General features: G+C 59.0%; 24 protein-coding genes and 1 tRNA gene. 13 read left to right on the forward strand and 12 right to left on the reverse strand.

The features are described from left to right. Positions 1–7 precede the first annotated feature (7 nt). Both ACR0JA_RS21610 and ACR0JA_RS21615 read left to right on the forward strand, forming a co-directional pair. Positions 8–1,306: a gluzincin family metallopeptidase gene (locus ACR0JA_RS21610; protein WP_480579549.1), complete on the forward strand. Its 1,299-nt coding sequence runs from the start codon at positions 8–10 to the stop codon at positions 1,304–1,306. Between the two features lie 153 nt (positions 1,307–1,459). Continuing rightward, complete coding sequence (locus ACR0JA_RS21615; RefSeq protein ID WP_480579551.1) at positions 1,460–2,296, forward strand: hypothetical protein; 837 nt, start codon at positions 1,460–1,462, stop codon at positions 2,294–2,296. Positions 2,297–2,345: 49 nt separating this feature from the next. Here ACR0JA_RS21615 and ACR0JA_RS21620 read toward each other — a convergent pair whose 3' ends face one another. The 3 genes from ACR0JA_RS21620 to ACR0JA_RS21630 all read right to left on the reverse strand — a co-directional run bounded on the left by ACR0JA_RS21620 (position 2,346) and on the right by ACR0JA_RS21630 (position 5,216). Beyond that, entirely contained in the window at positions 2,346–4,115 is a 1,770-nt protein-coding gene (locus ACR0JA_RS21620) for an adenylate/guanylate cyclase domain-containing protein (protein ID WP_480579553.1), read from the reverse strand. Between the two features lie 99 nt (positions 4,116–4,214). Further along, positions 4,215–4,850, reverse strand: coding sequence for a GNAT family N-acetyltransferase (locus tag ACR0JA_RS21625; protein WP_480579555.1), 636 nt, complete (start codon positions 4,848–4,850; stop codon positions 4,215–4,217). Between the two features lie 289 nt (positions 4,851–5,139). Next, a tRNA-Arg gene (locus ACR0JA_RS21630) sits at positions 5,140–5,216 on the reverse strand. Between the two features lie 116 nt (positions 5,217–5,332). Here ACR0JA_RS21630 and ACR0JA_RS21635 point away from each other — a divergent pair. Further along, positions 5,333–6,358, forward strand: a complete 1,026-nt coding sequence (locus ACR0JA_RS21635; protein WP_480579557.1) for a LacI family DNA-binding transcriptional regulator — start codon at positions 5,333–5,335, stop codon at positions 6,356–6,358. 5 nt (positions 6,359–6,363) lie between these two features. Then, complete coding sequence (locus ACR0JA_RS21640) at positions 6,364–7,578, forward strand: winged helix-turn-helix domain-containing protein (protein WP_480579559.1); 1,215 nt, start codon at positions 6,364–6,366, stop codon at positions 7,576–7,578. A 9-nt stretch (positions 7,579–7,587) separates the two neighbouring features. On the opposite strand, the gene ACR0JA_RS21645 is transcribed toward ACR0JA_RS21640, so the two are convergent. The 3 genes from ACR0JA_RS21645 to ACR0JA_RS21655 form a co-directional block, all read right to left on the reverse strand. Beyond that, on the reverse strand, positions 7,588–8,490 hold the full coding sequence (locus ACR0JA_RS21645) for a helix-turn-helix transcriptional regulator (protein WP_480579561.1): 903 nt from the start codon (positions 8,488–8,490) through the stop codon (positions 7,588–7,590). A gap of 95 nt (positions 8,491–8,585) precedes the next feature. Continuing rightward, complete coding sequence (gene hpaR / locus ACR0JA_RS21650) at positions 8,586–9,020, reverse strand: homoprotocatechuate degradation operon regulator HpaR (protein WP_480579563.1); 435 nt, start codon at positions 9,018–9,020, stop codon at positions 8,586–8,588. Positions 9,021–9,075: 55 nt separating this feature from the next. Further along, the gene (locus ACR0JA_RS21655) at positions 9,076–10,218 is read right to left on the reverse strand and encodes a DUF3095 domain-containing protein (RefSeq protein WP_480579565.1); all 1,143 of its coding nucleotides are present in this window, start codon (positions 10,216–10,218) and stop codon (positions 9,076–9,078) included. A 268-nt stretch (positions 10,219–10,486) separates the two neighbouring features. Here ACR0JA_RS21655 and ACR0JA_RS21660 point away from each other — a divergent pair, with 268 nt between their 5' ends. The 5 genes from ACR0JA_RS21660 to ACR0JA_RS21680 all read left to right on the forward strand — a co-directional run bounded on the left by ACR0JA_RS21660 (position 10,487) and on the right by ACR0JA_RS21680 (position 14,367). Beyond that, positions 10,487–11,524, forward strand: coding sequence for a glycosyltransferase family 4 protein (locus ACR0JA_RS21660; protein ID WP_480579567.1), 1,038 nt, complete (start codon positions 10,487–10,489; stop codon positions 11,522–11,524). 112 nt (positions 11,525–11,636) lie between these two features. Beyond that, positions 11,637–12,659, forward strand: a complete 1,023-nt coding sequence (locus ACR0JA_RS21665) for an aspartate-semialdehyde dehydrogenase (RefSeq protein WP_480579569.1) — start codon at positions 11,637–11,639, stop codon at positions 12,657–12,659. Between the two features lie 482 nt (positions 12,660–13,141). Then, positions 13,142–13,573: a hypothetical protein gene (locus ACR0JA_RS21670; RefSeq protein ID WP_480579571.1), complete on the forward strand. Its 432-nt coding sequence runs from the start codon at positions 13,142–13,144 to the stop codon at positions 13,571–13,573. A gap of 66 nt (positions 13,574–13,639) precedes the next feature. Beyond that, a complete protein-coding gene (locus tag ACR0JA_RS21675; RefSeq protein ID WP_480579573.1) occupies positions 13,640–13,861 on the forward strand; it encodes a hypothetical protein in 222 nt (73 codons plus the stop codon). Between the two features lie 158 nt (positions 13,862–14,019). Next, entirely contained in the window at positions 14,020–14,367 is a 348-nt protein-coding gene (locus ACR0JA_RS21680; protein WP_480579575.1) for a DUF4139 domain-containing protein, read from the forward strand. Positions 14,368–14,434: 67 nt separating this feature from the next. Here the strand turns inward: ACR0JA_RS21680 and ACR0JA_RS21685 are convergent, their stop codons facing one another. The 4 genes from ACR0JA_RS21685 to ACR0JA_RS21700 form a co-directional block, all read right to left on the reverse strand. Continuing rightward, positions 14,435–14,887: an SRPBCC family protein gene (locus ACR0JA_RS21685; protein WP_480579577.1), complete on the reverse strand. Its 453-nt coding sequence runs from the start codon at positions 14,885–14,887 to the stop codon at positions 14,435–14,437. Between the two features lie 172 nt (positions 14,888–15,059). Next, complete coding sequence (locus tag ACR0JA_RS21690) at positions 15,060–16,064, reverse strand: ABC transporter substrate-binding protein (RefSeq protein WP_480579579.1); 1,005 nt, start codon at positions 16,062–16,064, stop codon at positions 15,060–15,062. Continuing rightward, the gene (locus ACR0JA_RS21695; RefSeq protein ID WP_480579581.1) at positions 16,043–17,410 is read right to left on the reverse strand and encodes a sensor histidine kinase; all 1,368 of its coding nucleotides are present in this window, start codon (positions 17,408–17,410) and stop codon (positions 16,043–16,045) included. The genes ACR0JA_RS21690 and ACR0JA_RS21695 overlap by 22 nt, the downstream gene beginning before the upstream one ends. Beyond that, the gene (locus ACR0JA_RS21700; RefSeq protein WP_480579597.1) at positions 17,400–18,068 is read right to left on the reverse strand and encodes a response regulator transcription factor; all 669 of its coding nucleotides are present in this window, start codon (positions 18,066–18,068) and stop codon (positions 17,400–17,402) included. The genes ACR0JA_RS21695 and ACR0JA_RS21700 overlap by 11 nt, the downstream gene beginning before the upstream one ends. A 108-nt stretch (positions 18,069–18,176) precedes the next feature. Between ACR0JA_RS21700 and ACR0JA_RS21705 the strand changes: the two genes are divergently transcribed. The 4 genes from ACR0JA_RS21705 (at position 18,177) to ACR0JA_RS21720 (ending at position 22,396) form a co-directional block, all read left to right on the forward strand. Next, on the forward strand, positions 18,177–19,157 hold the full coding sequence (locus ACR0JA_RS21705; RefSeq protein ID WP_480579583.1) for a Bug family tripartite tricarboxylate transporter substrate binding protein: 981 nt from the start codon (positions 18,177–18,179) through the stop codon (positions 19,155–19,157). A 66-nt stretch (positions 19,158–19,223) separates the two neighbouring features. Then, complete coding sequence (locus tag ACR0JA_RS21710) at positions 19,224–19,706, forward strand: tripartite tricarboxylate transporter TctB family protein (protein ID WP_480579584.1); 483 nt, start codon at positions 19,224–19,226, stop codon at positions 19,704–19,706. Between the two features lies 1 nt (position 19,707). After that, on the forward strand, positions 19,708–21,219 hold the full coding sequence (locus tag ACR0JA_RS21715) for a tripartite tricarboxylate transporter permease (protein ID WP_480579585.1): 1,512 nt from the start codon (positions 19,708–19,710) through the stop codon (positions 21,217–21,219). Further along, on the forward strand, positions 21,209–22,396 hold the full coding sequence (locus ACR0JA_RS21720; RefSeq protein WP_480579587.1) for a CaiB/BaiF CoA transferase family protein: 1,188 nt from the start codon (positions 21,209–21,211) through the stop codon (positions 22,394–22,396). Before ACR0JA_RS21715 ends, ACR0JA_RS21720 begins: the two co-directional genes overlap by 11 nt. Before the next feature lie 56 nt (positions 22,397–22,452). Here the strand turns inward: ACR0JA_RS21720 and ACR0JA_RS21725 are convergent, their stop codons facing one another. Both ACR0JA_RS21725 and ACR0JA_RS21730 read right to left on the reverse strand, forming a co-directional pair. Beyond that, positions 22,453–23,937 (reverse strand): heme biosynthesis HemY N-terminal domain-containing protein, encoded by a 1,485-nt coding sequence (locus tag ACR0JA_RS21725; RefSeq protein WP_480579589.1) that lies wholly within the window; start codon positions 23,935–23,937, stop codon positions 22,453–22,455. A 10-nt stretch (positions 23,938–23,947) separates the two neighbouring features. Continuing rightward, positions 23,948–25,056 (reverse strand): COG4223 family protein (locus ACR0JA_RS21730; RefSeq protein WP_480579591.1); only part of this gene is annotated, 1,109 nt, incomplete at its 5' end.

The following is a 25,056-nucleotide window of genomic DNA, read 5'->3' on the forward strand; positions in this document are numbered from 1 at the left end:
TAGATGGATGAGCTGGCTCGAGACCCCCGAAGACGACGAGGCACCCGGAACCCGGTTTCTACTGTACCCGCAATCCCCCTTCCTTGAACCCGGCATGCAACCCGAGATGGTCGAAATCTCGGCCCCGCCAGGTAGTATCGGCCCCGGCCCGTCCGGCCCGCGCATGTATGCGATGAACCCGGTTGGTAAAACCACACCCTATGGCGCGATAGTACCCGGACCCAATGGCCCGCAGATGTATCTGCCACCATGGGACGCCTATATTCAGCCGCCGCCCGAACCCGATGAGTTCGGCAATTTCATCCACATCACCCCAGACGATCCTGCATTCGAAGCCGCGCACCTGTTCGGATCGGCCCATTTTACTATGGATGTATGGGAGGGCTATTTCGGCCGCCCGATCCCCTGGCATTTCGCCCGCGACTTCGACCGGCTGGAACTGTCTCTTCTGCCCAGTCTGGACAACGCGCATATCGGCTGGGGGTTTCTGGAAACCGGCGGCACCTGGGATCACGGCGATGAATACCGGCCCTATAGCCTGAATTTCGACGTTGTGGCGCATGAGATCGGGCACGCCATTATCTACAGCGTGATCGGAATGCCGTCGGACGGGGATGCCTCAGGCGAGTATTACGGGTTCCATGAATCCGCTGCCGATCTGGTGGCCCTTCTGGCCTCACTTCACTTTGGCTCGGTTGTCGAGGACCTTTTGGAGAATACGCGCGGCAATCTCTATTCCTTCAACCGGCTCAGCCGCTTTGCGGAACTGTCCGAGAACGCGCAAATCCGTATCGCCACAAACAACAGGGTGCTGTCCGAGTTCTCTCACGGCTGGTCGAGCGAGCATGCCTTGTCGGAACCCCTGACCGGTGCAATGTTCGACATTCTTGTTGATATCTATCACGAGCGTCTGCTGGTCCACGACCTGATCTCGCCCGAAGAAGAACACCTGTCCGATCAGCTTGAAGGCTCGCCCGAGTACGAACAGGTGATGCAGCAGATCTTTGACCAGCGGTATGCCGAAAATCCCGAAGGCTTCCGCATTGCGCTGCTGGAAGCGCGGGATTTTCTGGGCTCATACCTTGCCGATGCGTGGGAGAAGCTGGATGCGGACATGCTGAGCTATTTCGGTGTCGAGCGCGCGCTTCTGGCCGTCGATCAGGAGATTACCGGCGGGGCTTTTCAGCAGATCATCCAGGGCAATTTCCGCATGCGCAAAATTGGCCTGACCACCGCCGGCCCACGCCTTGAGGAACCGGATGAGACAAGCCACGCGTCCTCGGTACGCACCATGGTTCCGGACTGACGGGGGCTTAATGTCTTTGTTTTTTGCGTGTTTTGTGGCAGTTTACGCGCACGGGATGATGATTTTTGAAATTAGGCACGCACAACCTGCGCGCCAATAAGGGGGGAGATGAGGTCCTTGGCGTCGTCGATCCTTTAGTCGGGAGAAAATGATATGTCTGAGTCCTTGCTCAGTTTTTCAGAAGTGTTGTTGTTTGGACGTCTTATTCAGGAACTGCAAATTTCGTCTTTCGAGGCCAAGGTGGCAAGCGAAGAGAATATCGCCGATCTCAAGGGTCTGAGCGTGAACGGCCAGCAGGTCTATGCCGGAGATTGGATTCTGATCAAGAACCAGTCCAGCAAGAGCCAGAATGGCCTATATCGGGTGTCCAGCAACGACAGCAACGACTGGATCGACAAGCGCCAGTTCGAATGGGGCACTGTGATCAAGGTGATGGAAGGATCGCAGGCCGGGTTCTGGAAACAGGTCGGCAACTTCACCAAAGGGCGCCAAAAGTTCAAGAAAGTGCCCAGACGCCGCGGCCAGGGCGCGAACAATTTCCTGGGCGACCAGTTGGGCAAGGGCGCACGGTTCGCCCGGATTTACGGGTTCTCTTATGAAGGTACCTATTACGACCTGCCAGAGCCGTCGATTTTCCTGGTCCATGGCGAGGGCGAAAGCGCCACCGACATGAACAATCCGGGCAATCTGGCGTCTCGGGCCCCGAACAACCCGTCGCTGGGGGGCGTTGCCGCTGCGGATTACCAGATGGCCGACGACATCCGCGTTTGGGACTATGACAAGGCCGACTACACGATCCGCATGGACGTGATGTCCGGGCAGTTCGAACAGGTGCTGCTGGACCTGTATTTCGGTTTCGACAGTCCGGCCATCAGCGGTGCCAAGGTCAGCGGTGCCAAAGTGAGTGGCGCAAAGGTCAGCGGTGCCAAGGTCAGTGGTGCAAAAGTCAGCGGCGCGAAGGTGAGTGGCGCCAAGGCGCGCGGCGACTGAACCTACCAGAAAAGGAATGGCGAAGGGCGCTTTTTTCGAGCGCCCTTTTTTAGAACCCGGCCTTCTTCAGACCCTCGACAAAGTGCTGGGTGTCATCCGTCAGGCGGTCGGGCTGTACCTTGGCCCAACGCGTTAGCGAGAAGTTCGGGTGTACGATCCGGTGCCTGTCCGCGATCTGGCGCGCCATGTCCATATCGCCAAGCTGGGCATAGCTGGCAGCCAGCACGCGCTGGCCCTCGGTCGGGTTATTCATCTTGTTGACCGACGCGATGACCTCGTCATAGCGTTTGAGGTTGTAATAGGCGCCGCCAAGGTGCCATAGGTACTGATCCGGGAAATAAGGGTTCAGGCGCATTGCCTGTTGCAAATGTTTGATCGCGTTTTCGTTGTCTCCGGAATGGGCCAACGCATCGGCATAATCCGAATGCATGTCCGCATCATTTGGATTCAGTGCCAAGGCGCGTTTGTAGGTTTCAAGCGCCGAGTCGTGTTCCTTACGATAAAGCTGCACATAGCCCAATTCACCAAACCCGCGCGCGTCCGTCGGATCAAGCTCGACCGCGCGCTGCGCCAGGGACAGCGCCTTGTCCAGCGCGCTGTTGGGGTCCTCGGTCCAGGAATAGCGCCAATCCAGATTCAGCGTGCGTGACAGGGCGGCTGCGGCACGCGCATAGCCTTCGTCGCGCTCGAGCGCAGATTCGTAGAAATTCTGCGCCTTGCGGTTATCCAGACGTGTGTATTTGAAGATGTGATGCTGCCCTTGCAGGACCGATCCATAGGCCTGCAAGTCTGAAGGGACCGCCTGCACCATCCGCTGCTTTTCGTGCGACTCGATCATCACCGCGGTGGCGGCAACGATACATTCTGTCACCTCGTCCAGAATATCAAAGATGTCATCGATCTTGCGATCAAACCGTTCGCCCCAGATGGTACGCTCAGTGCTGGCGTCGATCAATTCGGCAGTGATCCGGATACGGCTGGCCGATCTGCGGACGCTGCCGCGCGCGACGTAACGTACATTCAGACGCCGCGCCGCCTCTTGCGGTGACATCGACTGCGTCTTGAAAAAGAACGACGAGTTCCGCGCGATTATGAACAGGTTCCGGAACTTTGACAGGTTCATGATGATGTCGTCGGTCAGCCCTTCGGCCACCCAGGCGTCATCCTCGTTGTTGCCCTGACTTGCAAAAGGCAGCACCGCGACCGAAGGGATATCGGGGCGCTCCAGCACCTCGATCTGCATATCGGGGCGCAGCGTTGCCGCCATTGTCGCGCCCTCAACCTCGCTGCGGACACAATAGGTCGCGACCGGAGACAAAATGTTCTTCAGCTGCTTTGGTCCAAGATACTCATAGCCATACCGCAAGCGGTTGCGAATCTGTTCGTATACGGCCGAACTGACATAGACCCGCTCGGGCTCTGCAATTTCTTGAAGACGGGCCGCGATGTTGACATTGTCTCCATGCACACCGCGCTCGTCCAGCAACACCTCACCCATATGGACGCCAGCCCGGAACTTGATCTGCTCATGCGTGGCGCGGTCCTGATTGTGCTGACCGGCAATCCGATGCAGCTCGATGCTGAACTCGACCGCACTGGTGGCGGTTTCGAACAGAGCCAGAATCCCGTCACCCCGGACCTCGACAACATTTCCCTGATAATTGGGGCAAATCTGTTCCAGATGAGACAGCAGAGATTTCAACGCGTTATACGTATCAATTTCGTTCTCGCTCATCAGTCGCGAATAGCCGACAACATCCGCAAACACGACGGCACCAAGCTTTTGCCGGATCGGAGTTGTTGATGGTGCACGATTCACTGCGGATACTCGCCTAAAGGCCGTCGTCGATTCTGACAGCAAACATATAACAAATTCGGGTCATGCAAATGCCTGACAATTCTGCAGGGGCTGGTCAAGTCAGGTTCTCCGGGGTGGCCAGCACCAACTGGTGCTGCTCACGTCGCCAAAATACACCGTGGTGTCCGGAGACAATTCCTTGGCCAGTTCCGCACGCCGCGCCATCCATTCCTGCCGCAGCAGCCCAACAACAACCATGTCGTGATAAGCGTCATCCGCAAACCAGGCCTGCCGCATCTTGCCCTCAACCTGGCAGCCCAGCTGGCTGACAAGATCGCGGGTGCTTTGGTTGTCCTCGCGGTAGTACGAAGTAATCCGGTGCAGCCCCAATTGCCGGAACGCAAAGTCCAGCGTCAACGCGGCCGCGCGTATTCCAACGCCGGATCTGCGAACGGACTTGTCCACAAACAGGGGGATGACCGCATCGCGATTGGTGTTCGATATCGCCTCGAGCCCGGCCAAGCCCATCGGCTGCGCTTCCTCGGTTTCGATCATGAACCAGCACTTGCCCGAGTTCTGATCGCCTCCAACCGCATCTTTCCATATCTCATCGGTTTGCGCCCGGTTCAGGGGAACCCGCAAGGCCCGGTCAAACAAGGCCAGATCCTGAACGTCCTGAAACCAGATCGCCACGGTTTCAAGATCCGCTGCTTCCAGAGGGCGGAGTCGGAAACGCCTTTGCAGAGTGTCGGACAAAGGACCAAATTCCTCCAAAATGAAAAATCAATAAACTATATCGGCGACCATAGCACACAATCACCTAGAAAGAGAAAAAACTTGTTCTGATCCCCGTGAACGGGTGTCCGGACTTCGAGAGCATAGCCTTAGCAGCGTCCTTTGACAGCTTTTTGGGACGGCAGGCTTTGGCAACGGATCTCGTGCAACGCGTCCCAATTCGCGATCTTTGCATCCACAGAATTCTGCGTCTTGCGCTGGATTGCACGAAGAATGAAGTTCGGCGAACTTGGGCGATTGGGTACTTTTCTGGCGACCCCGGCAGGATTCGAACCTGCAACCTGCCCCTTAGGAGGGGGCTGCTCTATCCAGTTGAGCCACGGGGCCGCGCGGTGCTCTGTGTAACTTGGTTTCCCGGGGTTGTCATCGGCTTTGGTCAACAGTTGTAAATTGCGTTCTGTTTACGCTACCATCGGACAAAACAACTTTGCAGGTGCCTTCCCGTGACAACTGAAACCAAACGCCCGCTTACCCTTCGTGATGTCTCGGAAGCGTCCGGAGTGTCGGAAATGACGGTCAGCCGGGTCCTGCGCAATCGCGGCGATGTGTCGGACGCCACCCGCACCCGGGTTCTGGCCGCCGCGAAAGAGCTTGGATATGTACCCAACAAAATCGCGGGCGCGCTGGCCTCGAGCCGGGTCAATCTGGTCGCAGTGATCATCCCGTCCCTGTCAAATATGGTCTTTCCCGAGGTGCTGACCGGCATCAATCAGGTGTTGGAAGATACCGAGCTGCAGCCGGTTGTTGGCGTCACCGATTATCTGCCCGAAAAAGAGGAAAAGGTTCTGTACGAGATGCTCTCGTGGCGGCCATCGGGCGTGATTATTGCCGGGCTTGAGCATACCGAGGCGGCCCGGGCGATGCTTGATTCCGCAGGTATTCCGGTGGTCGAGATCATGGATACCGACGGCAAGCCGGTCGACGCGATGGTCGGCATCTCGCACCGCCGCGCAGGTCGAGAGATGGCGCAGGCAATCCTGAAAGCAGGGTATGAACATATCGGGTTCATGGGCACCAAGATGCCCTTGGATCACCGGGCGCGGAAGCGGTTCGAGGGCTTTACCGAAGTGCTGGGCAAGCACGGGATTGAGATCGAGGATCGGGAATTCTATTCCGGCGGCTCGGCCCTGGCCAAGGGGCGCGAGATGACGCAGGCGATGCTGGAACGTTCGCCGGATTTGGATTTCCTGTATTATTCCAATGACATGATCGGCGCGGGTGGGCTGTTGTACCTGCTGGAACAGGGCATCGACATTCCCGGGCAGATCGGTTTGGCAGGTTTCAACAACGTCGAATTGTTGCAAGGGCTGCCACGTAAGCTGGCGACGATGGATGCGTGCCGGCTGGAGATCGGGCGTCAGGCAGCCGAGATCATTTCGGCACAACTGAACGACCCCGAAGCCGAAGTGGAAACGCGCGTGACGTTGACCCCCAAGATCAGCTTTGGCGACACGCTCAAACGGCGCTGAGCGCTTTGACCCTGCCGCAACTGGACAACAAGGCTGCGCGGGCTCTTTTCATGGACCGCCACGCCCTGCTGGAACAACCGACAGGGAACGCCAAAGGAGGCGACCTGCTGACGCTGATCCGGCGGCTGGGCTTTGTACAACTGGACAGTATCAACACCGTCGCCCGTGCGCATGACATGATCCTGTTTGCGCGCAGGCCCAGCTATCGCGCCCGCAACCTCAAACGCCTTTACGAAGCCGACCGGGCCCTGTTCGAGCATTGGACTCATGATGCGGCGATGATCCCCATGGAGTTCTACACTCATTGGCATCTGCGGTTTCTGCGCGATACGGAACTGCTGAAGGCGCGATGGAAGAACTGGCGCCGCGACGGATATGAACAGCGGTTCGAGGACGTGTTGCGCCATATCCGCGACCACGGACCCGTCAGCTCGTCCGATGTTGGCAAGGATGAGAAAAAGGGATCCGGTGGGTGGTGGGACTGGCATCCGTCCAAGACCGCTCTCGAATACCTCTGGCGGTCGGGCGCATTGACCGTGATCGGGCGCGAGGGGTTTCAGAAGCGCTATGATCTGACCGAGCGGGTGATCGAGACGCATCTCTGCCCCGGCAATCGCGACTGCGACACGGCGGCCACCGTGGATTGGCTGTGCAACGCCGCGCTGGATAGGTTGGGGTTTGCCACCTCGGGTGAACTGGCCGCCTTTTGGGATACGGTCACGCCAGCCGAGGCAAAGCTCTGGTGCGAACAGGCTCTGACAAGGGGCGATGTGGATGAAATTGAGATGACCTGCGCCGATGGTCGCAGCCGCAAAGTGCTGGCGCGGCCTGGTGCTTTGGATGCGGCAAACTCCCTGCCCGCACCGTCGGGGCGGATCAGGCTGCTCAGCCCGTTTGATCCCATGCTGCGCGACCGTAACCGGGCCGAGCGGCTGTTTGGTTTTCACTACCGCATCGAGGTTTTTGTGCCTGCGCCAAAACGGACATATGGCTATTATGTTTTTCCGATGCTCGAGAGCGACCGTTTGATCGGTCGGATCGACGCGAAGGCGCATCGCGACCAAGGCACGCTGCGGGTCAGGGCCGTCTGGCCCGAGCGGACCGTGCGCTGGTCTGACGCCCGAACGCGGCGGCTTGAGGCCGAACTGGATCGTGTCCGGCGGTTCGCCGAACTTGACCAAGTCGTGTTTGAAGACGGCTGGCTAAAATCCGCTAAATAGACTCTGTTTTTAGTCCAGAAAATTGCTTTCGCGGATCACGCGCAGGACGTCTTTCAAAGAGTCCTCGACCCGACGTCTGGACGTATCCAACCGCACCGAAGCCTGCGCATATTGCGCCTCGCGGCTGGCAAGGATCGACTTTAACTGGTCCATCGCCGCCGGATTGTCTTTCATCGGGCGCTCATCCCCTTGTGCGCGGACGCGGTCCATATGTTCTTGCGGGGTAGCACGCAGCCAGATGGTGTGAAACCGGCCCAGCAGCGTCGAATAGGTGCCGGGTTCCGCAACGATGCCACCTGCCACAGCAAGAACCAGCCTGTCATGCCCATCGATCACGCGGTCAAGGGCCTGCGCTTCAAGCTTGCGATATCCGTCCTGACCATAAAACGCCATGATGTCGGGCAAGGGCATTCCGGCCATATCTTCGATCACCCGGGTGAGTTCGACAAAGGGCACGCCCAGCGCCCGGGCCGCCATCGCACCCAGCGTCGACTTCCCGGCCCCGCGCAGTCCAACCAGGCAAACCCGGTCAGCGCGGCTTGGATCCACGGGCTGTGGACGTAGCAAACGCAACACCTCGGTACGCAGGTCAGCATCCGCCTGCTGAAATAATCTGGCCACGTTCAAGGCTTCGGAATCCAATGGCGCATCTTCGGCAATCAGGGCTTCGATCTTGTGGCCCAGCGCCTGTGCCACACGCTGAAGCAATCCAACCGAGATATTGCCCTCGCCGGCCTCCAGCTGCGCCAGATACCGGGGTGAGACACCAGATTCTTCGGATAGAACCCGGCGCGAAATGCCACGGTTCTGCCGCGCGGCGCGCACGCGCTGACCCAAGCGCGCCGACAGTTCTGGGGGCTCGGTGACATCCTTCTGAGTTGCTGGCGCTTCCGGAGGCGTATGATCTGTCATCAAGCCCTACCCAACTGCGAACAAGAGAATGCTTTGGTCCAGCAGGCAATGATTTCAAAGTAGCCGTTCATCCAGTGACCAGTTCAAGCGTCGATTCAACTATCCAACTCGTGTAGTTCGCCCAGTATATCCAACAACAAATCGTGCCGCTCGGGTCCCAGCTTGGTGCGGATACGCTCGGCCTGGCCGACGCTACGTGCGATATTCGCGCGGATGATCTGCAAGCCCCCTTCGCTGATCTCAACGATCTGGCGCCGACGGTCCTTGGGCGCGATGCGTCTGACAATCAGGCCCTTATCCTCGAGATTTCGCAGGATACGCGTCAGACTGGGCAGCAACAGACAGGCGCGCTCGGCAATCTGGGTCGGCTCCTGCGGCCCTTCTTCTTTCAGAACACGCAGCACGCGCCATTGCTGTTCGGTCACGCCCGCATCAGCCAGAATCGAGCGGATTGGGCCCATGACCTTTTCCCGCGCCCGCAACAACGCGATTGGCAGGGATCGTGACATCAATGGCAAGTCGTCTGTCATGCTTAATCTTCGCGCAAATCCCGAATTTTCGCAACGTTCGGCAAAATATACGTTTTTAAGACCGCATCGCCAAAGCGGCCTGGGCGTAGCCGCCCGTCGCACCATCGACAAAATGCACGTGATCGTCCCGCATTGCAGAAGGGACGAAACAGGTCATCATCGCCTGTTGCTGAACAAACAGACCGTATCGGATTTTGCCGGTGTCGCGCGCTGCATCCAGCAATCGCGTGAGGCGTCCAAGCGTGTCGTCGTCACAGTCCAGCGTCATCTTCAGCCCGTCATCGAATTTCCGAAAGTCCGAGTTCTGGCTGACCATGCGCTGGTAATGCAGGGGCTCGAAATTGCCCAGACGCAATCCGGTCTTGAACAACACCCCGATCAAAAAATTCTCGCCAAGCAGACGCAGCTTGTGCAGAAAAAGGTTACGCCCAGCACGCGAGACATGAGCGTCCAGATCGACGCCCGGCGGAGGCCACTTCATTGGCGGGCCGTTTTCCGGCACCGGATGACCCGCCCGATCCAGCCCCTCGATCGTGGACAGAACAGACCGGGAAATTTCTGAAAAATCGGCTTCGTCAGACTCTGATGTTGGCTGGATCACCAAAGAAACGATTTGACCGTGGCGGGCGGTGCTGTTCGACCAACGACATGACAGCCCGGTTAGATCCGGCAATGCGTCTGGCTCTGCCGGGGGCACCTCGTACAATCCCGCCTTCATCTGCGCCTCGGCCCAGGCTAGCCCGCCGCCGCCGAACATCGCATAGTCAACCCCGGTCGAGGGCGCGTGTCGCGCTACGCGAAGATCCCGCCCGGCCTGCCGTATGTCGCGCACAGGTACGATGGCTGCGCGCAGCGGCATGTCAAACTCGGCTTTGGACCAGCTACGCAGGGTGGACAGCGTTAGCCGCGCCGCCGCTTCGTCCTGTGCAGGGATGGCAAACGCGGCGCCGTCGCCGCCGAACACATAGGGGAAACTGCGCCCTTTCAGGGTGTTGATCATGCCCGAGATCACCGCGGCACCGACCATGTTCACGGTCTTGTAACGTCCGCGCGCAATCTCGCCGGTCGAATCGACGATATCCGCAACGCCAACCAGCCAACTGTCCGGCAAAGCCGTGAACCGGTCCGGCTCACTCAAACTCAGGAAATCGACGGAAACCGGAACCGTCTCATAAAACGAAGCGTCAGCGGCGTTCATCCTGCCCTCAATGCACTTTTTGAACCATGCCATCAGACATAGCTCGGAAATGGACGATGTCCCTTGCCTGATCCATTTCACGCGCTTACGCGACGGAACGCAACACACAGGTCGCTCCGGCGGGGTGGTGAACACCAGTTGTTACGGTCCGCAAAACGGGTGTGGGCGGGCAAGCGGGGATTCGATTCTTTGCCGTCACCCTTGCCTTTGGCTGTACGATCCATCTAATCAGCCGATAGAGCATGGACTGGCGGTATCGGAGACAACAGTGCGGGAAATCGAGGTCATCGCGCCCAATCTAAAACACAGCCTTTCCGGTGTAACCACAACCGTGGTCCGTCTGCTTCCGATACAGGACAAGATGATTGGCATTCGCGCAACCGGACCCGGGTTGCCGGCCGAGATCCCCCACATCAGACTCTGGAAAGTACCGTTCTTGTCGCGACGGATCCGGCGTGTCTGGCACGCGCGCCGCAACACCGAGATGCTGATGGGGCTCATGCTGAGATCGATCTTTCGCTGCAATTTCACGCTGCTCTTCACCTCGGCGGCGCAGCGAGATCACTCGGGGTTTACCAAATGGCTGATCTCGAAGATGGACGCCTTGATTGCGACGACTCCGCAAGCGGCCTCGTTTCTGGAGCATCCCTCAACCGTCATCATGCACGGGGTAAATACCGATCTGTTCCACCCCGAAGATGACAAGGGCGCTCTGCGCGCCAGACTGGGGCTGCCCGGCGGTACGCTGATCGGCTGTTTTGGCCGCATCCGCCCCCAAAAGGGGGTCGATCTGCTGGTGGACGCCGCTATCCGCGTCCTGCCGTCCTACCCCGACGCACAGATCGTGTTTACGGGCCGCGCCACAAAGGAATTCGAAAGTTTTCAGCAGGAGCAGGAAGCAAAACTTGCTGCTGCTGGACTGACCGACCGAGTGCGTTTTTTGGGCGAACGTCCTTGGGACGAGATTGTCCAGACCTACCGCGCACTGGACCTGTTCGTGGCCCCGGCCCGCCACGAGGGCTTTGGCCTGACCCCGCTGGAGGCGATGGCGTCGGGCGTTCCGGCGATCGCCTGCCACGGTGTCGGGGCCTTCAGTGCGCAGATCGAAGATGGCGTCACCGGCCGATTGGTAGAGAAAGACAATGCAGATGCGCTGGCCGTCGCCTTGTCCGACATGTTGTCCGACCCCGAAAAACTGGCTGACGAAAGCCGCGCCGCGCGCGCGCATATCGAACACAATTTTCGAATCGAAGGTGAGGCGCAGGCGATTGTCCGGGTCTATCGTTCGCTGCTGGATGCCACCTGACCGCGCCCATTTGCCTCAAATCGGTGTGACAGGCCGAAAACCTGCGCAATAGGCCTTTTTTCTTTGCCGCAACGCAGCTATGAACGCGCGTCCTTAACATTGGAGACATGAAATGGGCTATCGCGTCGTCGTCGTCGGCGCCACAGGTAACGTGGGCCGCGAAATGCTGAACATCCTGGCGGAACGCCAGTTCCCCGTCGATGAACTTGCCGCTCTGGCAAGCCGTCGTTCGCTGGGTACCGAGGTGACATTTGGCGACAAGACGCTCACGACCAAAGACCTGGACACCTTCGATTTCACCGGTTGGGACATGGCGCTGTTTGCCGTGGGGTCCGAGGCCACCAAAGTTTACGCCCCCAAGGCAGCGGCGGCTGGCTGCGTGGTGATCGATAACTCGTCGCTTTATCGCTATGACCCGGACATTCCGCTGATCGTGCCTGAATGTAACCCGCAGGCGATCCACGACTATAAGAACAAGAACATCATCGCCAACCCCAACTGCTCGACCGCGCAGATGGTTGTCGCGCTGAAGCCGTTGCATGACCGCGCCAAGATCAAGCGCGTAGTTGTCTCGACCTACCAGTCGGTTTCGGGTGCCGGTAAAGAGGGTATGGACGAGCTTTGGGATCAGACCAAAGCGATCTACAACCCCACCACGGATGTTGAGCCGAAGAAATTCCAGAAACAGATCGCCTTCAACGTCATTCCGCAGATCGACGTCTTCATGGAAGACGGCTCGACCAAAGAAGAGTGGAAGATGGTTGTCGAGACCAAAAAGATCGTCGATCCGTCGATCAAGGTCACAGCCACCTGCGTGCGCGTTCCGGTGTTCGTCGGCCATTCCGAGGCCGTGAATATCGAGTTCGAAGAGTTCCTCGACGAAGACGAGGCCCGCGACATCCTGCGCGAGGCACCGGGCATCATGGTGATCGACAAGCGCGAAGAGGGTGGCTACGTCTCGCCCATCGAATGCGCGGGCGATTTTGCCACCTTCATCAGCCGCATCCGTCAGGATTCGACCATCGAGAACGGTCTGAACCTGTGGTGCGTCTCAGACAACCTGCGCAAAGGTGCAGCCCTGAACGCGGTACAGATTGCGGAACTGCTGGGCCGTGAGGTTCTGAAGAAGGGCTGATCCACAAACGTGCAATAAACTTACAGGGCCACTCTTTCCGGGTGGCCCTTTTTCGTTGAGCTTGTGATTGCCGGTTCCCACTGCAACCTTCGCGGGAAAGACTGACAATTACATCGCGAGCTATTAGCAAACGCGTGATCTACGCGCTGGCCCTTGTGCCCAACTTCGCCAGTGCCGAAACGTTTACAATCGGTACCAAAGTCACCGAGGTGACGGTCTAAAGCCGAAGCGCCGAAGTGATCCGCACCGGACTCTTCAACACTCCTGCCGGGCAGCACCGGCTTGTGCTGCTGGGTCTCCCCGCCTCGGACCGGGAACGCAATCGGCTATGATTCAGGTAAGTGCGGACGGCGTGCGCCAGACCGCGCTCTTGCGCCGGTTTGAAAATGTGCAATTGCAGGATTACCAGTCACAGCACGAAGCGCCGGAATGAGATCAACGCGCATATCAACGCGGTTCAGGTTGCGGCGAATGCTGCCCAGTTGAAAGGACGGACGGCCCGGAAAACCCTGGCGTTTCTGGGGAATCTGGGCGGGAATGAAGAGCTTGCCGGTGCTCAGGCCGATGACCTGCGCAACATGGCCCGTACGATTGGTGATGAACCCCTGCAGGCCGAACAAACAGCACACGCCGAAATTGAGGCGTGGGACGCCGAGGATCAGTTAGAGAATCTGCAAAAACAACTCGACGCCACCGGCACCGACCTGAATGCGCTGGCGCCCGAGACCGAAGATCGGATGTTCCTAGCAGTGGATGTTGTCGCGGATACGCCTGTCGAAGGCGAATTGACGCTATCCTATCTGGTTAGTTACGGCATCGAGTGGCAACCTAGTTTTGAATTTCACCTGAAAACGGGTGACGCGCCAGAGGTGCGGATAGAACGAACCGCGCTGATCACCCAACAGACAGGTTAAAACTGGACCGACATAACTCTGCATCTGCCGACCCTGCAGCCTGCGGGCCAGAACGGCGCATGGCCCTTGTTCGCAAGGTGCCAGCCCATCGTCGAGCCGCGTGCGGAACCGGTCATCGAAGCTCCCATTGTCGTGGAAGAAACGCAATCTTTCCTAACGCGTAGTTCTTCGGTCGAAGGAACCGGCGTGACCTACACGCTGCCTCATACGGTCTCGATTTCCACCGGGCTTGCCTTTGCCGAATTTTCGATCGGTCACGTGACCCAATCGGCAGAGATATTTGCTTAAGCGACGCCAGGCACGTTTCCACAGCATTTAGAACAGCCCGATTCACCAATCCCCGAGATCAGAACCTGATAGGCTCTGAACCGGCAAAATGGTTTGTCGATGACTTTCTGGTTGCCGCAAGCGGCACCGAGGAAATCGGACCTTCGGAACAAGTCGAGATGGGGTTCGACCCGCTTTACGGCTTGACCGTAGAACGCGACATACTGGATTGCAGCACCGGCGATACCGGCCTGATTACGCGGTCCGACCAGAATGTCGAACGCGCGGTGATCCGGGCCGAGAACCGGACTCATCGCTCATGGCCCCTGTGCGTCATCGATCTGGTTCCGTATTCCGAACAGGACGATCCGGAAATCTCGTGGACAGCCAGTCCGCGCCCATGTGAAGAGAACGTAGAGAACAGGCGCGGCATTCTGGCTTGGAATGTCGAACTGGCTCCGGGACAAACCGGGCAAACTGAACTGAACACGACCCTATACTGGCCCGAAGGAATGGCGCTGGATTGATGAACCAAAGTCGATCCTACAGGATGCGGAATGCGGCGTTCGGGCCGCATTCCATTAAACTGATAAATCACATCGCCGATTGCTCCGACACTATCTCTCCGAATTTGGTGAAAAACTTGCCGGACAGCTTTTTGGATGTCCCCGCAATCAGGCGGCTTCCCAGCTGGGCGATTTTTCCGCCGACATTCACCTTTGCCGTATAGGTCAGAACCGTTTCCTCCCCCTCGTCGCTCAGCATGACATCGGCGCCACCTTTAGCGAAACCGGCGGCACCGCCTTGGCCTTCGCCAGACAATGAAAACCCGTCAGGCGCGTTTGAGGTGTCCAGCGTGACCGCACCTGAGAAACGCGCCTTGACCGGACCGATCTTCAAAACAATTTTAGCCTCAAGCTCATTTGGCGCGGATTGCGTCAGCTCCTCACAACCTGGAATGCACTCGCGTAGCACATCCGGGTTATTCAACGCCTTGTAGACTACATCCCGTGATGCCGAGATTCGGATTTCGTCAGTCAGCTCCATCAAAGGCGTCCCTTTCTAAACAGCATCTTAGACACAAACTTTTTGTCGCGACTTTGCAGTCATCTTGGGTGCGGTAGCCACAATACTCGCAACCGTTCGCGTGGTGTTTCATCATGGGATGCTTATTCAGGTTTGTCGATATTTCCACAAAGAAGAGTGTTTGCCAGATCAACTATTGAATGACCGCGTTTTCCCAGGCCGAGATGAACTTTTGACGTTTCAGCCGGTCCAGAAACGTCAACAAAGCGGGGTTCAGACCAATTGCCTCGCGCTCGGTCGCGGCATCCGTGGTCGACAAAAGCGGAAGCGCCGGTTTGCTATCTGGTCGCGTGGACTCTCTGGTCGTCAGGAACCTGATAAAGCTTTCGGCAGCATCGGCCACTTTGGTCGTCGCAGAGGCCATGACCGTTCGCATCATCGTGGTTTGAAAGTCGGTCGGCAGAATGACCGTCAATGCGTCTGTGCCTTCGGTCTGAACTGCGGCGTAGCTGCCCAGAACATTGTAGGCCACCAGTATTTTCCCGTCGGCCAGATCGCGGATCATGTCGCCGGAACAGCAATAGAGGCGCGTGTCCAGACTGCCCATGACCTCCATCAGACGCCAATAGGTCTCGGACGCCCGCGCATCCTGCGTGGCGAACAAATAGCCAAGCCCCGACTGCCGCACGTCGTAAGTGCCGATCTTGCCGCGAAACGCATCGGGCCGCTCGCGCAGCGCTTCGATCAGACCCTGACGGGTCTGCGGAATAGGATGATCCTGAAAGGCGGATCGGTTCAGAACGATGGTCGCGGGCTCGGTGGTGAAGGCAAACAGGCTGTCATGCCATTGCGCCCAGGCGGGCACCGGCACGTTGTCCAGCGGCAGCGCAAACCCGTCATTGGCAAGCTTCAATTGCAGGTCCATGGCGCTTGAAATGACCACATCGAAATCGTCCGGCGTTGCGCGCACGCGTTCGTTGATATCGGCGGTGCCCGAGACCAGATACTCGACGCTGATCGACGGGTTTTCGGCGACGAAGTCGCGGATAAGGGGTGCAAACAGAACCGTGTCAGTGCTGGACAGAATGCGCAGACGCGCGCCTTCGGCGTCTTCGTTAAATATCTGGCGATCCTCCCAGTCCTCTGCCAATCCAGGCAGGGGAAGCAGCCACAGGATCAGAGCGATAAGGTAACGCATGCGCCGCCCTCGGGTTGGTTGGTCAACTCAAGCGCGCCGCCATGCGCAACCGCCACGTCCTGTGCGATGGTAAGGCCGAGACCCGAGCCGATGGTCCCTTCGGCATTCTGTCCCCGCTCGAACCGTCGCGTCAGCATGTCAATCTGATGGGGTGGAAAGCCGGGGCCTGAATCGGTGACGGTGATCTTTGTTTCCGGATTGGCTGCAACGTTGATCTCGACCGTGCTGTCGGATGGTGCGTATTTCAGTGCGTTGTCGACCATGTTGCGCACCGCGTTCTGCAACAGGATCGGATCGCCGGAATATGGAACCGTGGTATCACCGGTCAGCGACAGCGACAGGTCCTTCATCTCGGCAATCGGCGTCAGGCGCTGCACCAGATCTCGGGCCAGGGCGACAAGGTCGATATCTTCCCGTTCAAGGTGATCGGCGCGGAAGGTGATCATGGCATGATCCAGCAACTGCCCCGCCGCGCGCGAGCTTTCGTCGATGGCGCGAACCATGGCGCGCAGCGCCTCGCGGTTTTCCTTGCGTTCGACCCGATGCAGCGTTGCTTCGGCATAGGACCGGACCGTGGCAAGCGGCGTACGCACCCGGTGCGCAGCCTCGGCGATGAAATCCTCGGACTGGCTAAGGGATTGATCCAACCGTCCCATCAGCGAATTCAGCGAGGCAACAAGCGGGGCCATTTCGCGCGGCACCGGTTTACGGAACGGGCTGAGGTCTTGCGGACCACGCCGCGTTACCGAAGTTGTCAGCCTGTTGAACTGCCCGATCGTTGTGGAGGTCACCCAAACCGACATGGCGGCCGTCAGCAAAAAGAAGCCAAGTCCCAGCAAGGCCGCATTGCGCGAGATTTGATCCAGAGTTTCGGCCAGTGCGTCTTGCGTCTGGGCCAGCACCACCTCGATCCGGGTCTGTTTACCCAGTCCCACAAGCGTACGCCCTGCATTGACCTGCCGGATTTGTTCACCGCGCATCTCACCGGCCTGAAAGCTCCAGCTTCCATCTGCCGTCCCGGTGGCAACCCGCAGGTCTTCATAGCCTGAAACAAAATTCCCATCCTGAAAAATTGCATAGAAAACGCGATCATCGGCCGGGGTGGTCAGCATCGAAAACGCAGCATAGGGAATATCGACCTCCAGCTGCCCATCCCGCAGCGCCGCCGCATCGAGGATCGAAGCCACCGACGCGCCAAGGATGTTGTCCTGCCCTTGTTGCGCCACGCGGATTGCATAGCTGCGAACCGCAAAAAACAACAGGATCGCAAGAATCGCAGCCCCGCCGATCAGGGTCAGCACAAGACGGTTCCGTAGCGATCCAGAGACAGTGGGACTAGCTGCCATGGTCCAGCCTGTAACCCAACCCGCGCAGCGTGGTGATCTTCAACTCGGACCTTTCCAGATGCTTGCGCAACCGTCCAACATAGACCTCGATCGCGTTGTCCGAGACGTCGTCATCGTAAGAAAACAACCGGTCGGCCAGTTTCTGTTTCGAAAACACCTGTCCGGGGGCATTTATGAACAGCTCCATCATCCGCAGTTCGCGGTTCCGCAGCGAAATCGTGTCGCCCCGGACAATCAGGTGCCCTGCCACCGGATCAAAAACAATGCCGCCAAGCTCGATCCGCGACTTCGCAATTCCGGACCGGCGACGCAGAACGGCGCGACAGCGGGCCTCAAGCTCGGCGTGATCAAAGGGTTTGGTCACGTAGTCATCCGCCCCCAGATCAAGCGAGCCGATTCGATCCGAAACCTGACTGCGCGCGGTCAAAACGATGACAGGCGTGTCCAGATCACTGGCGCGGTGACGTTCCAGAAAGTCACGCCCATCGCCGTCAGGCAGCATGATATCCAGCAGGATCAGGTCGTATTCCTCGACCTCGGCAAAGGCTGTCGCGTCGTCCAATTTCGCAGCATGATCAACCACATGACCGTCCAGTCGCATGCGAGCACACATGGCGTTTGCCAGATCCAGATTGTCTTCAACCAGAAGGAATTTCATCAGCCCCGAAAAGTATCTTTGCGCATGACAGGTTGATGTCAGGTTCATGTGTTTAGGTTCGGAATAATCTGAGCCGCCGAGCGGCCAGTTGTCAAATGGGAGGAGATCATGACAACACTCAAACTGGGCCGTCGTGCCCTGATCGCAGCTGTGGCCGCTATCGGCCTGACCGGACCTGCGCTGGCGCAGGATCAGGTCGTTGACAGCATTCACTTTCTGATCCCCGGCGGTGCCGGCGGTGGCTGGGACGGAACCGCACGCGGCACTGGCGAGGCGCTGACCAACGCCGGTCTTGTGGGCACTGCGTCCTACGAGAACATGTCCGGCGGTGGCGGAGGCAAAGCCATCGGTTATCTGATCGAAAACGCCGAAAGCAATCATGGCACGCTGATGGTCAACTCGACGCCCATCGTGATCCGTTCGCTGACCGGCGTTTTCCCGCACAACTTCCGCGACCTGACGCTGGTATCTGGAACGATCGGTGACTATGCCGCGATTGTTGTCGGCAAGGATAGCCCGATCAATTCAATGGCGGACCTGCTGGCGGCCTATGACGCCGACCCGGGCGCCACGGCGATCGGTGGCGGTTCGGTGCCAGGCGGCATGGACCATCTGGTTGCGGCCATGGTGATGGAAGCGGCTGGCAAGGACGCGCTGGGCGTCAAGTACATTCCCTATGATGCAGGCGGCAAAGCCATGGCGGCGCTGCTGTCGGGTGAAATCGCCGCACTTTCGACCGGATTCTCGGAAGCCGTCGATCTTGCCAATCAAGGCGAGGTCAAGATCATCGGTGTAACCGCAGAGGAACGTGTCGATGCAGCACCTGACGCGCAGACCATGAAGGAACAGGGGATCGACACCACTTTCGTCAACTGGCGCGGTTTCTTCGCCGCCCCCGGGCTGCCCGAGGACAAGCTGGTCGCCTATCAGGATGCCATCACCAAGATGTACGACACGCCGGAATGGGAAGAGGTCCGCGCGCGCAATGGTTGGGTGAACATCCACAACTCGGGTGACGACTTTTCCGCGTTCCTTGAAGAGCAGGAAAAGCAGATCAGCGACCTGATGAAGAAGCTGGGCTTCCTTTGACGACACCTTTGGCAGAGCGCTCATCCGCTCTGCCATCACCAATAAGAATTCAAGGGAGGGGACACCATGGCGCTGGATCGCTGGATCGCGCTCGTTCTGCTGGGCATCTGTTTGACATATGGCTACGCCGCCTGGTTCACGATGGATGGCAGCTTGCCTCCCTTCATGCAACGAAACCCCATCTGGCCCAGCACCTTTCCCAAAGTGCTGTCTGTTCTGGGTATCGTTGCCTCGACAGTCATCCTGCTGGGCTTTGAAAAGAGCGAATTGAAAGAGGCGGAAATCGATTACCGCCGTCTTGGCGACTACCATCTGGGTCAAGCCATTGCGCTGTTGGTTCTGATGGTTGTCTACGCGCTGTGCCTGCGCCCCGTTGGGTTTCTGATCGCGACATCCGCTTTCCTGATCCTGGGCTCTTACATTCTGGGTGAACGCAAATGGCACATCATGCTGCCTGTGGCGCTGATAGCGACCGGGTTCGTCTGGTATCTGGTTCAGCAGGTTCTTGGGATTTACATGCGCCCCCTGCCGGGCATTTTTGGAGGCTGACATGCTCGAAGGACTTCTGATCGGCCTGCAAACGGCATTCTCAATCCAAAACCTGCTGATGGTCATCGCGGGATGCCTGATCGGCACATTTATCGGCATGCTGCCGGGTCTCGGCCCGATGTCGATCATCGCAATCATGATCCCGGTCGCCATTTCGATGGGCGATCCGTCCGCCGCGCTGATCCTTCTGGCGGGCGTCTACTATGGCGCTATTTTTGGCGGCTCGACCTCCTCGATCCTGCTGAACGCGCCGGGGGTCGCGGGGACCGTGGCCTCCAGTTTCGACGGTTATCCGATGGCGCGTCAGGGCAAGGCGGGCAAGGCGCTGACCGTTGCAGCGATTGCCAGTTTCGCCGGCGGTACGCTGGGTGCCATCCTGCTGATGGTCTTCGCCCCCAGCCTGTCTGCAGTCGCATTGCAATTCCATTCGGCAGAGTATTTTGCGCTGATGGTCGTCGGCCTGTCGGCCATCGCCGCCTTCGCAGGCTCGGGCCAGGTGGCCAAAGCCCTGATCATGACCATTCTGGGACTGATCATGGCAACGGTGGGCGAGGGCGCTCTGTTCAACCTGCCGCGATTCACCATGGGGATCATGGACCTGCAATCGGGCTTTGGGTTCATTACCCTCGCCATGGCGATGTTTGCCTTGCCCGAAGCGCTGTTTCTGGTCCTCAAACCCAAGGACCTGCAAGGTGACGAGGGCGAAATCAAGGATCTGCGCATCACCAGGAAAGAGGCCAAGGCCATCGCACCCGTGATCGGGCGGCAATCGGTTCAGGGCTTCTTTATCGGCGTTTTGCCGGGGGCGGGCGCAACAATCGCCAGCTTCCTCGGCTACGCGGTCGAGCGCAACATAGCCCCGAAAGAGGAACAGGAAGAGTTCGGCAAAGGCTCGATCAAAGGTCTGGCCGCGCCAGAGACCGCGAACAACGCCGCCTGTACCGGGTCTTTTGTACCGCTGCTGACGCTGGGGATTCCTGGCTCGGGCACGACGGCCATTTTGCTGGGGGCGCTGATTGCGTTGAACGTGACGCCCGGTCCGCGTCTGATGCTGGATGAGCCACAGATCTTCTGGGCGGTGATTATGTCGATGTTCATCGGCAATCTCGTTCTGCTGATCCTGAACCTGCCGCTGATCCCTTACATCGCCAAAATCCTGGCTGTTCCGCGCAACTATCTGATTCCGTTCATTTTGTTCTTCACGTTGATGGGGGCCTATATCGGCCAGAACAATGCTACAGAACTGCTGATACTGGTCGGATTCGGCGTCTGCGCGACCGCACTGAAATTCGCCGATTACCCGCTGGCACCCTTGCTGATTGGCTTCATCCTTGGTGGCATGATGGAGGACAACTTTGCACGATCCATGCAGCTGTACGATGGTATCGCCTTCATCTGGCAACGCCCGATGACCCTTGGCCTGCTGTTGATTGCGGTTCTGCTGGTGCTGTTGCCAAGTTACCGCGCGCGCCGCGCCAAGGCCCGAGCCGCCGGGGTGGCCGATGGCGACTGAGCCACTGAGCGGGGTCCGGGTTCTAGACCTGACCAACGTTCTGGCGGGGCCATATTGTTGCTATCAACTGGCGCTTATGGGTGCCGAGGTGATCAAGGTTGAACGCCCCGGTACCGGCGATCTGGCCCGCGTGCTGGGGGCCGATGCAGACCGCAACAAGGCCGGGATGGGCATCAGCTTTCTGGCCCAGAATGCGGACAAGAAATCCGTCACGCTGGACTTGAAAGCCGACCAGGGAAAAGCCCTGCTCAAGCGTCTCGTCAAAACCGCAGATGTTTTGGTTGAGAACTTCCGGCCCGGCGTGATGGACAGGCTGGGGCTGGGATACGACGTTCTGCGCGCCGAAAACCCCAAACTGATCTATTGCGCGATCAGCGGATTCGGACAAGACGGGCCACGCCGGGACGATCCGGCCTATGACCAGATCGTTCAGGGCCTCAGCGGCGTCATGTCGATCACTGGCGGACCAGACACTGCGCCCTATCGCGTTGGGTACCCGCTGGCCGACACCGTTGGCGGGCTGACCGCCGCTTTTTCGATCTGCGCGGCGCTGAACGCCAACCCGCGCGGCACGTTTCTAGACGTCGCAATGACCGAAGCGGTCGTGTCGACCATGGGGTGGGTTGTTTCCAACTATCTGGTCGGCGGCGTCACCCCCGCCGCGCATGGTAATGAGAATACAACCTCGGCCCCGTCCGGCACCTTTGCCACGTCCGACAGCCCGATCAACATCGCCGCCAATCGCGATGAGCAATGGCAGGCACTTGCCAAGCATCTGAATCGCGCCGACTTGCTGACCCACCCGGATTACCTGACACGCGACGATCGCAAGGCGAACCGACAAGCGCTCCGCGCGGAACTCGAGCGAACACTTTGCAAATGCCCTGCCCGCGACTGGGTGCGCGAGTTGAATGCGATCGGCGTGCCAACCGGGCAGGTCCTGACAGTGCCCCAGGCGCTGTCGGATCCACAACTTTCAGGCCGTGGGCTAATTGGGTCCTTGCCATTTGGTGACCATGAGCTGCGGCTGGCTGGCAGCCCGGTTGTCACGGATGGTGAACGCAGGATGCCGCAAACTGCACCACCGGTTCTTGGCGCGGACAACGCAACAATCTGGTCCGAAATTGGACTGTCTGAGGCCGAGATCGACGCCCTGCAGGCCGAAGGAATCCTGTGAACGCTGGTTGACGCAACGCCGGCATCGGGCGTAACCCCCAGCACTATTCGTGCAGATCAGGCTTGTTTCTGGGTGTCGGCCTCGACCGGTTCGGCATTCGCCTCAATCACATCATCTGAGTCGGAGCCTTCGGCGTCCTCAGCCTCGTCCTCGGATTGATCCTCAAGTGCGCCGACAATCAAGGGCAACATATGAACGCCGGTCGCGGTTGCAATCTCGGTGGTCTTGGGCGTCTGCCAGCTGAGCGTGTCAAAGCTGCCGCAATTGTCGCAGACCGGACCCCATTCGGGCTGAATGTCGTGACAATTGTCGCAGACCCACTGCGGACCGCGCGGCGCGTTCAACGCCTTGGCCAGCCAGCCCTTCACCACAGTGTCTTCCGAGCCCTCGCCCCGTTCGACCGCCGCCATCAGCGTGTAGGCCCGCGCATCTGCCTGATTTTCCACAACATCACCCAGGGCGCGTCGGGCTTCGGGGAAATCCTCGGCCACGATGTTCAACTCGGCCAGGATAAGTCGGGTTTCCAGGTTCTGCGGGTGGATACGCGTCAGTGCCGTGAAACGCTTGACCCGCTGTTCCGGGGTTTCGTCGGGCGCAATTTCGGCAAAAGCGTGGGCCAGATCGGGATGTGGCCGGACCTCCCACGCTTTCTTCAGGATTTTGGTGGCGGCACGCGGTTTGCCCTTTTCGATATAGGCACGCGCAGCCATGGCCGCCGCCGGCACCAGATCGGGCGAAAGCTTGTTGGCTTCGATCGACTTTTCCTGCTGCTCTACCGTGGCGGAGTCGTCCAGAATGCCGCGCGCCTCGGACAACGCCAGAACAGCGTCACGGCGTTTGAACACATCGCGCGGCAGGTATCCCGCTTTCAGTTTCGACGTCAGCGTCGACCGCGCACCCGCCCAATCCTGCGCTTTGGTTTGCAGGTTCAGCAGCACGTCTTGAGTTTCGGCATGTCGCGGTTTCAGGGCCAGCGCTTTTTCCGCCAGCTTGCGGGCGGTTTCATCATCGCCCTCGGCCAGCTTTTGATTCATGATGCCGCGCACACCGACAAAGCGCGTGGCGTTGTTGGTCACCAGCTTCTTATAAGTCTCTTCGGCCTTTTTGGTATCACCCGACATTTCCGCAGCCTGCGCCACCAGCAGGTTGGTCAGTTCGGGCTTGTTGAGCAGCCGTTCGGCCTTGTGGGCTTTGGACATCGCAGCGCGCCCTTCGCCCGATGCCAGCGCCATAAGCCCATCGGCCAGCGCCTGATATCCACGCCGCTCGCGGCTGCGGTCGAAATACCGCGTCAACGCGGTTTCATCGCCGTTGAGAAACTTGAGCGTCGCAACCAGAAGGCTGAGCAATTTGAAGAACAGCCAGACCGCAAAGACCAGCAGGCCCAGCGCGATGGCCGATTGCAGAGGTCCAAGGGTGTATTCGGTCCCTGCGACGGTGACCTGCACGCCGCCACTGGATTCCATCAGGAACCCGGCACCCATGGCCAGAAGGCCGATAATCGCAACAAAAACAAGGATCTTTAACAATGACCACAGCATAGCAGGTCCTTCAGTTCGAGTTCACGCTTGCGGCAAGCGAATTTACGGCATTCACCGCAGTCAGACGGGCCTGAGCCGCCTTTTCCCAGTCGGCCATGGCCGTTTTTGCCGCGTCGGGCAAGGTGCCGACCAGGGTCAGAGCGCCCGAGACATCCCCACTTGCCAGCGCGGCCTGCGCGCGCGACAGAATTGCATCCGGGTCATCGCCGTCCTGCGGCGTCACCGACCGCGCACCGGTCTGACGTTGCAGAAAGGCAACCAGACCCGTGCCCTTGTCCGCGTCCCGGGCATCTGCCAGCGCCGTCCGCGCCGCCGGAGCAAAACTCGCACTCAGCGCCGAGATTGTGGCCACGCCATCCTCTGCCGACGCGCTCAGTGCGTCCGGAACAGTAAAACCCCCGGCCTGAAGCTCGGACACCAGATCGTCATAGGGCTGACCAGCGTCCAGCTTGCCTTGCAATCGTGTCAGTAGCGCCGTGTTGGTCGCGGCGCGCGCTTCGGCTGCGGCTTTGGCCTCCAATGCCTGCGCGTCGGACACCATTTTTTCGATTTCGCTGCGCTGCGTGGTCAGCGACTCCTGCAGTTTCTTGAGTTCGGCCTCAAAGGCGGCAGTCGTCTCGGGCGAGATATTGGCTTCGATCGGCGCTTTTTCGAGCGCCGCAAGGCGATCCCCCAGCGGGCCAACCTGCCCGCTCAACGTATCGACACTGGATTTCACCGCGCTCAGATCACTTTCGACCGGTGTCAGTTTGTCGGACAAGGTCTTGATCTGATCGGACAGGCCGGAGCTGTCGGGGATCTGCCCCAGCGCCTTGGTCAGTTGGTCGATCTGATCCGATTGCGCGGCCAGCTTTGTCTCGAGCGCAGCAAGTGCCTCGGACGTGTTCGAACCTCCCGGCAACAGACCGCCCTGGCCCACAGCAAACCCGATCCCCGCCGCAACGACGCCGCCGATCAGAGCAGGAACAAACCCGCCGCGCTTTTCAACCGTGCGTTCGACGACCTTTTCCTCGACCGGCGCAGGTTGAGCTTCGGCTTCGGCTTCGGCTTCGGCTTCGGCTTCGGCTTCGGCTTCGGCTTCGGCTTCGGCTTCGGCTTCGGCTTCGGCTTCGGCTTCGG

The sequence above is a fragment of the Ruegeria sp. AM4 genome, from assembly GCF_056540665.1.